At 59.2% G+C, this 12180-nt stretch carries 10 protein-coding genes and 1 other annotated feature; of the genes, 6 read left to right on the forward strand and 4 right to left on the reverse strand.

The window, feature by feature from the left end:
* The first annotated feature begins 18 nt into the window (after positions 1 to 18).
* Positions 19 to 114: a sequence feature (Trp leader region), on the forward strand.
* Positions 115 to 147: 33 nt separating this feature from the next.
* Genes RRF55_RS17710 through trpA form a run of 5 tightly spaced genes read left to right on the forward strand, consistent with a single transcriptional unit; the run spans position 148 to position 6679 of the window.
* Entirely contained in the window at positions 148 to 1710 is a 1563-nt protein-coding gene (locus tag RRF55_RS17710) for an anthranilate synthase component 1 (RefSeq protein WP_004176488.1), read from the forward strand.
* Positions 1710 to 3305, forward strand: coding sequence for a bifunctional anthranilate synthase glutamate amidotransferase component TrpG/anthranilate phosphoribosyltransferase TrpD (gene trpD / locus RRF55_RS17715; RefSeq protein WP_021441599.1), 1596 nt, complete (start codon positions 1710 to 1712; stop codon positions 3303 to 3305). Before RRF55_RS17710 ends, trpD begins: the two co-directional genes overlap by 1 nt.
* 3 nt (positions 3306 to 3308) lie before the next feature.
* A complete protein-coding gene (gene trpCF / locus RRF55_RS17720) occupies positions 3309 to 4667 on the forward strand; it encodes a bifunctional indole-3-glycerol-phosphate synthase TrpC/phosphoribosylanthranilate isomerase TrpF (protein ID WP_004183704.1) in 1359 nt (452 codons plus the stop codon).
* 9 nt (positions 4668 to 4676) lie between these two features.
* Positions 4677 to 5870, forward strand: coding sequence for a tryptophan synthase subunit beta (trpB, locus tag RRF55_RS17725; protein WP_004183703.1), 1194 nt, complete (start codon positions 4677 to 4679; stop codon positions 5868 to 5870).
* On the forward strand, positions 5870 to 6679 hold the full coding sequence (trpA, locus tag RRF55_RS17730; protein ID WP_016529824.1) for a tryptophan synthase subunit alpha: 810 nt from the start codon (positions 5870 to 5872) through the stop codon (positions 6677 to 6679). Before trpB ends, trpA begins: the two co-directional genes overlap by 1 nt.
* Before the next feature lie 218 nt (positions 6680 to 6897).
* Here the strand turns inward: trpA and RRF55_RS17735 are convergent, their stop codons facing one another.
* From RRF55_RS17735 to RRF55_RS17745, 3 genes are read right to left on the reverse strand one after another with little or no spacing between them, the layout of a single operon-like run.
* On the reverse strand, positions 6898 to 8157 hold the full coding sequence (locus RRF55_RS17735) for a glycerate kinase type-2 family protein (RefSeq protein WP_004179454.1): 1260 nt from the start codon (positions 8155 to 8157) through the stop codon (positions 6898 to 6900).
* A gap of 2 nt (positions 8158 to 8159) precedes the next feature.
* Positions 8160 to 9248 (reverse strand): tartrate dehydrogenase, encoded by a 1089-nt coding sequence (locus tag RRF55_RS17740; protein ID WP_002901724.1) that lies wholly within the window; start codon positions 9246 to 9248, stop codon positions 8160 to 8162.
* A 14-nt stretch (positions 9249 to 9262) separates the two neighbouring features.
* Positions 9263 to 10573 (reverse strand): MFS transporter, encoded by a 1311-nt coding sequence (locus tag RRF55_RS17745; protein WP_002901722.1) that lies wholly within the window; start codon positions 10571 to 10573, stop codon positions 9263 to 9265.
* A 128-nt stretch (positions 10574 to 10701) separates the two neighbouring features.
* Between RRF55_RS17745 and RRF55_RS17750 the strand changes: the two genes are divergently transcribed.
* Positions 10702 to 11610 carry a LysR family transcriptional regulator gene (locus RRF55_RS17750; protein ID WP_004183698.1) on the forward strand — a complete coding sequence of 303 codons (909 nt, stop codon included), beginning with the start codon at positions 10702 to 10704 and terminating at the stop codon, positions 11608 to 11610.
* A gap of 42 nt (positions 11611 to 11652) precedes the next feature.
* On the opposite strand, the gene RRF55_RS17755 is transcribed toward RRF55_RS17750, so the two are convergent.
* Entirely contained in the window at positions 11653 to 12111 is a 459-nt protein-coding gene (locus RRF55_RS17755) for a MarR family winged helix-turn-helix transcriptional regulator (RefSeq protein ID WP_032104636.1), read from the reverse strand.
* Positions 12112 to 12180 lie beyond the last annotated feature (69 nt).

Genomic DNA, 12180 nt, shown 5'->3' on the forward strand with positions numbered 1-12180 from the left:
ATGCACTTTATCACTCTGCACAGCTGGTGGCGCACCTCCTGACGACGGGCGGCGTGATCGCGTTTTGCATTCAGCATACAGATACCCGGCCCGCCAATGAGCGGGCTTTTTATTGGACAAAAATAATACGAACAGGCGAGAACAATAATGCAAACATCCAAACCGGCACTCGAGCTTCTCACCAGCGACGCCATCTACCGGGAGAACCCGACGGCGTTATTCCACCAACTGTGCGGCGCCCGTCCGGCGACGCTGCTGCTGGAATCCGCTGACATCGACAGCAAAGATGACTTAAAAAGCCTGCTGCTGGTCGATAGCGCGCTGCGCATTACGGCCCTTGGTGACACTGTCACTATTCAGGCCCTCTCCGCCAACGGCGCGGCGCTGCTGGAACTACTGGACGGCGCGCTGCCCTCCGGGATCAACAATCAGCGCCAGCCCAACGGCCGCATCCTGACCTTCCCGGCCGTCAGCGCCCTGCTCGATGAAGACGCCCGTCTCTGCTCACTGTCGGTGTTTGACGCCTTCCGTCTCCTGCAGGAGCTGGTGAGCGTTCCGGACAACGAGCGCGAAGCGATGTTCTTCGGCGGCCTGTTCGCCTATGACCTGGTGGCCGGTTTTGAAGATCTTCCCCAGTTGCAAAGCGACACCGCCTGCCCGGACTACTGCTTCTATCTGGCGGAAACCCTGCTGGTCATCGACCATCAGACCAAGCATACCCGCATTCAGGCCAGCCTGTTCACCCCGCTGGAGAGTGAAAAACAGCGCCTGGAGCAGCGCCTGAGCCAGTTGCGTCAGCAGCTGAACGAGCCGCCGGCGCCGCTACCGGTTACCACCGTGGCCGAAATGCGCTGCGACGTTGATCAGAGCGATGAAGAGTACGGCGCGGTGGTGCGCAAAATGCAGCGCGCGATCCGCGCCGGGGAAATCTTCCAGGTGGTTCCTTCCCGCCGCTTCTCGCTGCCCTGCCCATCGCCGCTGGCCGCTTATGATGTGCTGAAGAAGAGCAACCCCAGCCCGTACATGTTCTTTATGCAGGACAATGATTTCACCCTGTTCGGCGCCTCGCCGGAAAGCTCGCTGAAGTATGATGCCGTCAGCCGTCAGATTGAGATCTACCCCATCGCCGGCACCCGGCCACGCGGCCGCCGCGCCGACGGCTCGCTGGATCGCGACCTCGACAGCCGCATCGAGCTGGAAATGCGCACCGATCATAAAGAGCTTTCCGAACACCTGATGCTGGTGGACCTGGCGCGTAATGACCTGGCGCGCATCTGCACCCCGGGCAGCCGCTATGTCGCTGATTTAACCAAGGTTGACCGCTACTCCTTCGTGATGCATCTGGTCTCCCGTGTAGTAGGCGAATTGCGTCAGGATCTCGACGTCCTCCACGCCTATCGCGCCTGCATGAATATGGGCACCCTCAGCGGCGCGCCGAAGGTCCGCGCCATGCAGCTGATTGCCGCCGCCGAAGGTAAACGCCGCGGCAGCTACGGCGGCGCGGTGGGCTATTTCACCGCCCACGGCGACCTCGACACCTGCATCGTCATCCGTTCCGCCTACGTGCAGGAAGGTATCGCTACCGTCCAGGCCGGAGCCGGCATTGTGCTCGACTCGGTTCCCCAGTCGGAAGCGGATGAGACCCGAAATAAAGCCCGCGCGGTGCTGCGCGCCATTGCCCAGGCCCATCACGCGAAGGAGATTTTCTGATGGCTGACATTCTGCTGCTCGATAATATCGATTCCTTTACCTATAACCTGGCAGACCAGCTGCGCGCCAACGGCCATAACGTAGTGATTTATCGCAACTCCGTTCCGGCGCAGGCGCTGATTGAGCGTCTGGGCACCATGGACAACCCGGTGCTGATGCTCTCCCCGGGCCCGGGTACGCCAAGCGAAGCCGGCTGCATGCCGGAGCTACTGACCCGTATGCGCGGCAAGCTGCCGATCATCGGCATCTGCCTCGGCCACCAGGCCATTGTCGAAGCCTACGGCGGCTATGTCGGCCAGGCGGGGGAGATCCTCCATGGCAAAGCCTCCAGCATTGAGCACGACGGCCAGGCGATGTTTGCCGGTCTGGCTAACCCGCTGCCGGTGGCGCGCTACCACTCGCTGGTCGGCAGCAATATTCCCGCCGGGCTGACGATTAACGCCAATTTCAACGGTATGGTGATGGCGGTGCGTCACGATGCGGACCGGGTGTGCGGCTTCCAGTTCCATCCGGAATCGATCCTTACCACCCAGGGCGCACGGCTGCTGGAGCAGACCCTGGCCTGGGCGCTGCAGAAGCTGGAGCATACCAACACCCTCCAGCCGATCCTCGAGAAGCTGTACCAGGCGGAAACCCTGAGCCAGCAGGAGAGCCACCAGCTGTTCTCCGCCGTCGTGCGCGGCGAAGTGAAGCCTGAGCAACTGGCCGCCGCGCTGGTCAGCATGAAAGTGCGCGGCGAGCAGCCGCAGGAAATTGCCGGCGCCGCTACCGCGCTGCTGGAAAACGCCGCGCCGTTCCCGCGCCCGGACTACCTGTTTGCCGACATCGTCGGCACCGGTGGCGACGGCAGCAACAGCATCAATATCTCCACCGCCAGCGCCTTTGTCGCTGCGGCCTGCGGGTTGAAAGTGGCGAAACACGGCAACCGCAGCGTCTCCAGCAAATCAGGCTCTTCCGACCTGCTGGCGGCCTTCGGCATTAATCTCGATATGAACGCCGATAAATCCCGCGCCGCGCTTGATGAGCTGGGCGTCTGCTTCCTGTTCGCGCCGAAGTACCACACCGGTTTCCGCCACGCGATGCCGGTCCGTCAGCAGCTGAAGACCCGCACCCTGTTCAACGTGCTGGGCCCGCTGATCAACCCGGCGCATCCGCCGCTGGCGCTGATTGGCGTCTACAGCCCGGAACTGGTGCTGCCGATCGCCGAGACCCTGCGCGTGCTGGGTTATCAGCGCGCGGCGGTGGTGCACAGCGGTGGGATGGATGAAGTTTCACTGCATGCGCCTACGGTGGTGGCCGAACTGCATAACGGGGAAATTAAAAGCTATCAGCTGACCGCCGACGACTTCGGCCTGACGCCTTACCATCAGGCGCAGCTGGCGGGCGGCACCCCGGAAGAAAACCGTGACATTCTGACGCGCTTGCTACAAGGTAAAGGTGAAGCCGCTCACGAAGCCGCCGTCGCCGCCAACGTCGCCATGTTGATGCGTTTACACGGGCATGAAGATCTGAAAGCTAACGCTCAGCAGGTACTGAATGTGCTGCACAGCGGCGCGGCCTATGACAGAGTGACCGCCTTAGCGGCAAGAGGGTAAATAATGCAAACCGTTTTAGCAAAAATCGTTGCCGACAAAGCGATTTGGGTGGAAGCCCGCAAACAACAACAACCGTTAGCCAGTTTTCAAAATGAGATCGTTCCGACGCAGCGCAATTTCTATGACGCACTGGCCGGCACCCGCACCGCGTTTATTCTCGAGTGCAAGAAGGCCTCACCGTCGAAGGGGTTGATTCGCGAGGATTTCGATCCGGCAGCGATCGCCAGCATCTACAAGCACTACGCCTCGGCGATCTCGGTGCTGTGTGATGAGAAATATTTCCAGGGCAGCTTCGATTTCCTGCCGATCGTCAGCCAGGTCGCGCCGCAGCCGATCCTGTGTAAGGACTTCACCATCGACCCTTACCAGATCTACCTGGCGCGCTACTATCAGGCCGACGCCTGCCTGCTGATGCTCTCGGTGCTCGACGATGAACAGTATCGTCAGCTCTCGGCGGTGGCTCACAGCCTGAATATGGGCGTGCTCACCGAAGTCAGCAATGAAGAGGAACTGGAGCGCGCCATCGCCCTGAAGGCGAAGGTGGTGGGCATTAACAACCGCGACCTGCGCGATATGTCGATTGACCTTAACCGCACCCGTCAGCTGGCGGCGCGTCTCGGCCCGGATGTCACGGTGATCAGCGAATCCGGCATCCATACCTATGCCGAAGTGCGCGAGCTGAGCCACTTCGCCAACGGCTTCCTGATCGGCTCCGCCTTGATGGAGCAGGCGGATCTGGAAACGGCGGTTAAACGCGTGCTGCTCGGCGAGAACAAAGTGTGCGGCCTGACGCGCCCGCAGGATGCCCAGGTGGCCTGGGAGTCCGGCGCCATTTACGGTGGGCTGATCTTCGTCCCGACCTCGCCGCGAGCGGTGAATGACGCCCAGGCCAAAGCGGTGATCGCCGCTGCGCCGCTGCAGTACGTCGGCGTCTTCCGCAATGCGCCGCTGGAGGAGGTGGTCGCCCGCGCGCAGGCTCTGGGGCTGGCCGCCGTGCAGCTGCACGGTGATGAAGACCAGGCCTATATCGACGCGCTGCGCGACGCCCTCGCGGACAACGTCCGCATCTGGAAAGCGCTGAGCGTCGGCGAAACCTTCCCGGCCCGTACGCTCCGCCATGTCGACAAGTACCTGCTCGACAACGGCCAGGGCGGCAGCGGCCAGCGCTTTGACTGGAGCCTGCTGCAGGGCCAGGATCTGCGCAACGTCATGCTGGCGGGCGGCCTCGGCGCCGATAACTGTGTGGAAGCGGCCAAAAGCGGCTGTGCCGGACTCGATTTCAATTCAGGCGTAGAGTCGCAACCCGGGATGAAAGACGCCAGCAAGCTGGCCTCCGTATTCCAGACGCTGCGCGCATATTAAGGAGCAATAATGAGCACTTTACTGAACCCCTACTTCGGCGAATTCGGCGGCATGTATGTGCCGCAGATCCTGATGCCCGCCCTGCGCCAGCTGGAAGAAGCCTTTGTCAGCGCGCAGAAGGACCCGGCCTTTCAGGCGGAATTCACCGACCTGCTGAAAAACTACGCCGGTCGTCCGACGGCCCTGACCAAATGCCGGAATCTGACCGAAGGCACCCGCACCACCCTGTACCTGAAACGCGAAGATCTGCTGCACGGCGGCGCGCACAAAACCAACCAGGTGCTGGGCCAGGCTCTGCTGGCCAAACGGATGGGCAAAACCGAAATTATCGCCGAGACCGGCGCCGGCCAGCACGGCGTCGCCTCAGCGCTGGCCAGCGCCCTGCTCGGCCTGAAATGCCGTATCTACATGGGCGCCAAGGACGTCGAGCGCCAGTCGCCGAACGTGTTCCGTATGCGCCTGATGGGCGCCGAGGTGATCCCGGTGCACAGCGGCTCCGCCACGCTGAAAGATGCCTGTAACGAGGCGCTGCGCGACTGGTCCGGCAGCTACGAAAATGCGCACTATATGCTGGGCACCGCCGCTGGTCCGCACCCGTTCCCGACGATTGTGCGTGAATTCCAGCGCATGATTGGCGAAGAGACCAAAGCGCAGATCCTTGAAAAAGAGGGCCGCCTGCCGGACGCGGTGATCGCCTGCGTCGGCGGCGGATCAAACGCCATCGGCATGTTCGCTGATTTTATCGAGGAAACCAACGTCGGCCTGATCGGCGTGGAGCCCGCCGGACACGGTATCGAGAGCGGCGAGCACGGCGCGCCGCTGAAGCATGGTCGCGTTGGGATCTACTTCGGTATGAAGTCGCCGATGATGCAGACCGCCGACGGCCAGATCGAAGAGTCTTACTCCATTTCCGCCGGGCTGGACTTCCCGTCCGTTGGGCCGCAGCACGCGTTTCTGAACAGCACCGGTCGCGCTGACTATGTGTCGATCACTGACGACGAAGCGCTGGACGCGTTTAAAGCGCTTTCCCGCCACGAAGGGATTATCCCGGCGCTGGAGTCCTCTCACGCTCTGGCCCACGCGCTGAAGATGATGCGCGAGAACCCGGAAAAAGAGCAGCTGCTGGTGGTTAATCTCTCCGGCCGCGGCGACAAAGACATTTTCACCGTACATGACATCCTAAAAGCGCGAGGGGAAATCTGATGGAACGCTATGAGACGCTGTTTGCCCAACTGAAAAATCGCCAGGAAGGCGCCTTCGTCCCCTTTGTCACCCTTGGCGATCCGGGACCGGAGCAGTCGCTGAAAATTATCGATGCGCTGATCGAAGGCGGCGCCGATGCCCTTGAACTGGGGATCCCTTTCTCCGACCCGCTGGCGGACGGCCCGACCATCCAGGGCGCGGCCCTGCGCGCCTTCGCCGCGGGAGTGACCCCGGCGCAGTGCTTTGAGATGCTGGCGGCGATCCGCCAGAAGCATCCGACCATCCCAATCGGCCTGCTGATGTATGCCAACCTCGTCTTCAGCCCGGGCATCGATGCGTTCTATGCCCAGTGCGCCCGCGTCGGCGTCGACTCGGTGCTGGTGGCCGACGTGCCGGTGGAAGAGTCCGCCCCGTTCCGCCAGGCGGCGATGCGCCATAACATCGCGCCGATTTTCATCTGCCCGCCCAATGCGGATGACGATTTACTGCGCCAGATTGCCTCTTATGGCCGCGGCTACACCTATCTGCTGTCGCGCGCCGGAGTGACGGGTGCGGAAAATCGCGCCGCGCTGCCGCTGCACCACCTGGTGGAGAAGCTGGCGGAATATCACGCCGCGCCGCCGCTGCAGGGCTTTGGTATCTCCGCGCCGGAGCAGGTGAGCGCCGCTATTGACGCCGGAGCCGCCGGGGCTATCTCCGGTTCCGCCATCGTCAAAATCATCGAACGCCACCTCGATGAGCCGCAGACCATGCTCGACGAGCTGAAAGCCTTCGTCCAGAGCCTGAAGGCAGCGACCAAAACCGGCTGACCATCAGCCGCCTGGCATCGCGCCAGGCGGCGATTTCCACGCGTTACCTTCCTTTCCATGTCATCTTGCACGCCAACACATCAGACGGACCGATGATCGACACCTTGACGCCAGGCGATGCGCTTTAGCGTGGAAATGGATGGCGGGCGGATACCGAAGATTTGAACTATGTTGAAAGGGAAAAATATCGCTCTCCCTGGCACAGGAGAGCGATACAGTCAGGCAATCAATATTGCCCGAATATCATTGACGTTGGTTAACGTCGGGCCGGTGATCAGCAAATCATTAAGCGCGTGAAAATAGCAGTAACTATCATGGCCATCCAGATATTGCACTGCATTAAGACCGCTCAGCTTGCCGCGCGCAAGCGTATCCGGGAAGACGATCGCACCTGCGGCATCTTCTGTGCCATCAATACCATCGCTATCTCCCGCCATGGCCCAGATACCGTGTTCCCCCTGGAGCGCACAGGCCAGACTGAGTAAAAACTCGGTATTGCGGCCCCCTTTTCCAGGCTGAGTGTTGTTTACTGTCACCGTGGTTTCGCCACCTGACAACAGCACAGCAGGCCCTGAAATCGGGTGACCATACTGCTTCGCCGATCTCGCCATACCGGCCATGACCACCGCCACTTCCCTGCTTTCACCTTCTATAGCATCCCCCAAAATAAGGGGGGTGAACCCATGTTGTCGTGCGGCCAGAGCCGCCGCCGCTAACGCCATCGCCGGCGTGGCGATAAGCCTGACCTCGCCTGTCGCGGCGTTTTCCACCGGGCCGGCCGGCTGGTTTAGCCGTTCGCTAACGGGCTTCGGGATCGCAATGCCATACCGCTGCAGTACCCGGAGCGCATCACGTGGTGCGCTGTTATCGGCAACGGTGGGGCCAGACGCTACGTCCGTCGGATTATCGCCAGGCACATCGCTGATAATCAGTGATACGATGCGCGCCGGTTGCGCCATGGTCGCCAGCTTTCCGCCTTTCACCGCTGAGAGATGACGACGTACCAGATTCATCTCTTTGATGCTGGCCCCGCTATGGAGCAGGGCCCGGGTGATGGTCTGCTTATCTGCCAGCGTTAACCCCGGGGCGGGCAGCGCCATCAGCGCCGACCCTCCCCCTGAAATCAATGCCAGCACCAGATCATCGGCAGTTAAACCGCGCAGCGTCTCCACAATCAGCATTGCGGCAACCTCGCTCATGGCATCTGATACGGGATGAGCCGCCTCAATAATGCGGATGCGGCCCGCAGGAACCGCGTAACCGTAACGCGTCACCACCACGCCCGACACCGCCACATCCGGCCAGGCCGCATCCACGGCAGCCGCCATTGCCGCGGACGCTTTACCCGCACCGATCACCACACAACGGCCGCGAGGTTTTTCCGGCAGGTTAGCCAGGGTCACCGGCCCGGCGCGGGCACTGTTGACCGCATGTTGAAAGATATCCTGCAGGATCTCTGCAGCCTGTTCGTTATTCATGTTTATGCGGTCTCGGCAATGTCAGCTTTAGCGTCAATGTAGTGCACCACGGCGCGTGTCACCTCCGCGGTATTGGCTGAGCCACCGACATCTGGCGTCAGAATGCCTTTTTCACACACATACTCAATGCTTTCCATAATCAGCGCAGCGGCATGGCGTTCGCCCAGATGTTCAAGCATCTGTACCGCGGTCCAGAAAGTGGCAATGGGGTTCGCAATCCCTTTGCCGGTGATATCGAATGCGGAACCATGGATCGGTTCGAACATGGAAGGGAAACGGCGTTCAGGATCAATATTCGCGGTCGGCGCTACGCCCAGACTACCCGCCAGCGCGCCAGCCAGATCGGAAAGGATATCGGCGTGCAGATTGGTGGCAACGATGGTATCCAGGGTCTGGGGATGCAACGTCATACGGTGCGTCATGGCATCGACCAACATTTTGTCCCACTGCACATCCGGGAATTCCTGCGCCACTTCAGCGGCAATCTCATCCCACATCACCATACCATGGCGCTGGGCGTTGGATTTGGTCACCACGGTCAGCAGTTTACGTGGACGAGACTGTGCCAGTCTGAAGGCATAGCGCATAATGCGTGTCACCCCAACACGGGTAAAGATTGCCACTTCGGTACCGACTTCTTCAGGTAAACCACGGTGGGTACGGCCGCCGTTACCAGAATATTCACCTTCGGAGTTTTCGCGCACGATGACCCAGTCAAGATCGCCAGGCCCGCGGTTGCGCAGCGGTGAAGTGACGCCCGGCAGAATTTTGGTGGGTCGCACATTGGCGTACTGGTCAAAGCCCTGGCAAATAGGCAGCCGCAGGCCCCAGAGTGTGATGTGGTCAGGGACATCCGGGGCCCCCACCGCGCCGAAGTAAATGGCATCAAATGCTTTCAGCATGTTCAGCCCTTCTTCCGGCATCATCACGCCATGTTTTTTGTAATAGTCTGACCCCCAGTCAAAGGTCTCTATATCAAATTTCAGTTGCGGATCGTGGCGCGTCAGCGCGTGCAAGACTTCAATACCTGCCGAAATGACTTCCGGTCCGATACCGTCCGCAGGGATGGCAGCAATTTTGTAGTGACGCATCGTTACTTCTCCAGTTAATGAGTATGAGGATGTGGAAGCTCTGCCGTCGGCGATTTGTTCGCTCTGGCAGAAAGAATCATGACCACGAGGGCCGAGAGCGCCAGCAATCCGGCGACAAAGTACAGGCCCCAGCTGTAACTACCGGTTTGCTCGCGGATCACGCCAATCATCATCGGGCCAACGAAACCGCCGAGGTTGCCGATGGAGTTGATAGCGGCAATGCCAGCGGCCGCAGCCGGGCCGCTGAGGAACAGGGTTGGCATGCTCCACAAAGGGGGTTTTGATGCGCTAATCCCCACGGTGACCAGCGTTAAGGCGACCATTACGGTAAACAATGTGCTGACATTACCGGCGTATATCAGCCCGGCAGCCGCCAGCAGGCAGGCGCCAATGACGTGCCAGCTGCGCTCTTTGGTTCGATCGGAATGACGCGCCCAGAGGATCATGGCGATGACGCCGATCACCGCCGGAAAGGCGTTCAGGAAACCAATCTCCAGCGAGGAAGCACCGAAACTGCGAATGATTTGCGGGGACCAGATGCCAAGCGTATACAGCCCGGCTGAGGTACCGAAATAGACCAGCGCCAGCGCCAGGACGCGTATATCCGCTAGCCCTCGCCATGCGCTGGAATGGCTCTGTTTTGCCGCCCGTGCCCGCTCCTCGTCTTGCATGGCGTTTTCCAGCCAGGCACGCTCTTGATCAGTCAGCCATTTGGCCTTGGCCGGACGATCCGTCAGGAAGAACAGAACCACAACACCGAGCACCAGCGCCGGCAAAGCTTCCAGTACAAACATCCACTGCCAGCCGGCGTAGCCAAGGAAGCCATGCATCTCCAGCAGTGCGGCCGAAACCGGCGATCCCAGTGCTGTCGACAGGGGAGCTGCGGCCATAAAGATGGCAGTGACCTGCGCACGCCTGGCGGCAGGAAACCAGTAACTGAGATAGAGAATGATCCCCGGGAAGAAACCGGCTTCCGCCACGCCGAGCAGAAAACGCAGAATGTAGAAGCTCGTCGTGCCCTGCACAAAAGCCATGCAGCCAGAGACGAATCCCCAGGTAATCATGACGCGGGCGATCCAGATGCGGGCGCCCACTTTATGAAGAATTAAGTTTGACGGTACCTCAAACAGAAAATAACCCAGGAAGAAAATTCCAGCGCCCAGACCAAAAACGGTGGGTGAAAATCCCAGATCCTGATTCATGGTCAGGGCGGCAAAGCCAATGTTGACGCGGTCAAGGAAGGCAATGAAGTACAGCAGCATGATGAAAGGAATAATGCGCAGGGTAACCTTACGCATCACCTTCTTTTCGAGGTCGTTTTTCATGACGGGATGCTCCATAGTGATGTAGGGTTGTTATCGTTTTGTAATAATCCCAGTATGAAGTTTTGAACCGCTTTATCATCGGCTCGGCTTTATATAAATAATTTGTATAATCAGGTTTTGGTGAAAAAATGGATATAAATCAGCTACGTTGCTTTGTGGTGTTAGGTGATGAGCTTCACTTTGGCCGGGCTGCCCGTAAACTCGAAATGATGCCTGCGTCACTGAGTCGCTTTATTAAGCTACTGGAAGATGATTTGGGGATCAGGCTACTGAATCGATCGACCCGCAACGTGTCGCTAACACCTGAAGGCGCCGCCTTTTTAAATGAGGCCAAAACGGTCATTGCTGATTTCGATGCGCTACGGCAGCGATTCCGGAAAAATAGCCTGTTGCAGAAAAGAACGTTGCGGATCGGGGCTATCGACAGCGCAGCCAAAGGATTACTTCCTGAATTGCTTAATCTTTTCGTCAGGCGTTTTCCTGAAGCAGATATTCATCTTACAGAAGATAAATCTCACAAACTTATCCCCCGACTCATTTCAGGGTGGCTGGATGTGGTTTTTGTGCGCCCGCCGGAACACATTGATGCCATGCTGACAACGCGATTTATTGCCAATGAAACTTGCGTGCTCGCCGTGCCCACTAACCACCGGCTGGTCAGTTATGATGAAGTCAGTATCGATGACTTTCGGCACGAGCCTGTTATCTTGCCGGAAAGACGCACCCGGCGTCACAGCCATGACCTGACAATGAATATTTTCAAAGAGGGGGGCAGCATGCCTGTCATCGCGCAGTATGCTGAAGAGAAGCAGACTATCCTGAGTTTTGTTGCCGCAGGACTCGGCATTGCTCTGGTGCCAGCGTCCTATAAAGACATGAATGCCGACGGCGTGAAATACCTTGCGCTCACGCCGAAAAAGCATGTCGAAGGGCTCCCCCTCAGCGCGATGTGGCATCAGGGAAACAACACTCTCTATGTGAGATCCCTGCTGGAGATACTTTCCGACAACATCGACGAACTGACCCGTGAGTTGTGACGCAAAAGCTGATTGTTGCGCCAGGCGGCAACACACGAGAATTTAGCCTGGTTGCTGCAAACTGTCGGCGTATTTGCGCGTTAAGCGAAACAGCGCCTGCACTTCATCTTCCGGCCACTGCGCCAGCACCTGATTCATTAACCGCCGCCGCGCTACCGCAATACTGTCGATCATCTGTTGTCCGCTGGCGCTAAGCGTCACTTCGCTGATCCGTCGATCATGACGGTTCGGTTGCTTACAGGCGAGTCCCTGGGCTTCCAGTTTTTTCACCTGGCGGCTGACGGTGGTGTAATCGCGCCCTAAATGATCCGCCAGCTCAACCACCCCCACCGGGCCATGGCGCCCTACCGCCACAAGCAGCGGAAACAGCATCTGTTCCAGCTGGACGCCGGCTGCCTGGAGGATCTGCTCATCGCGCAGCGGCTGGTTCATTACGCTGATGATATCCAGCAGCGCGGCGTGAAAGTCGGTAATGTCGTAGTCATTATGTGCATCTTGCATGTATTAATTTTCCGCGTATAGTGCTGCAAAACAATATGTGTATTTTACACATAATTCCCGACAGGAGAT

It is taken from the genome of Klebsiella sp. K47, assembly GCF_051858335.1.
Lineage (GTDB): Bacteria > Pseudomonadota > Gammaproteobacteria > Enterobacterales > Enterobacteriaceae > Klebsiella > Klebsiella pneumoniae.

What these genes read in the sequence shown, in the direction of transcription:
- trpD (WP_021441599.1), top strand. Translation starts at nt 1,710, where the DNA reads ATGGCTGACATTCTGCTGCTCGATAATATCGATTCCTTTACCTATAAC.
- RRF55_RS17755 (WP_032104636.1), bottom strand. Translation starts at nt 12,111, where the DNA reads ATGCAAGATGCACATAATGACTACGACATTACCGACTTTCACGCCGCG.
- trpCF (WP_004183704.1), top strand. Translation starts at nt 3,309, where the DNA reads ATGCAAACCGTTTTAGCAAAAATCGTTGCCGACAAAGCGATTTGGGTG.
- RRF55_RS17750 (WP_004183698.1), top strand. Translation starts at nt 10,702, where the DNA reads ATGGATATAAATCAGCTACGTTGCTTTGTGGTGTTAGGTGATGAGCTT.
- RRF55_RS17740 (WP_002901724.1), bottom strand. Translation starts at nt 9,248, where the DNA reads ATGCGTCACTACAAAATTGCTGCCATCCCTGCGGACGGTATCGGACCG.
- RRF55_RS17735 (WP_004179454.1), bottom strand. Translation starts at nt 8,157, where the DNA reads ATGAATAACGAACAGGCTGCAGAGATCCTGCAGGATATCTTTCAACAT.
- RRF55_RS17710 (WP_004176488.1), top strand. Translation starts at nt 148, where the DNA reads ATGCAAACATCCAAACCGGCACTCGAGCTTCTCACCAGCGACGCCATC.
- trpA (WP_016529824.1), top strand. Translation starts at nt 5,870, where the DNA reads ATGGAACGCTATGAGACGCTGTTTGCCCAACTGAAAAATCGCCAGGAA.
- trpB (WP_004183703.1), top strand. Translation starts at nt 4,677, where the DNA reads ATGAGCACTTTACTGAACCCCTACTTCGGCGAATTCGGCGGCATGTAT.
- RRF55_RS17745 (WP_002901722.1), bottom strand. Translation starts at nt 10,573, where the DNA reads ATGAAAAACGACCTCGAAAAGAAGGTGATGCGTAAGGTTACCCTGCGC.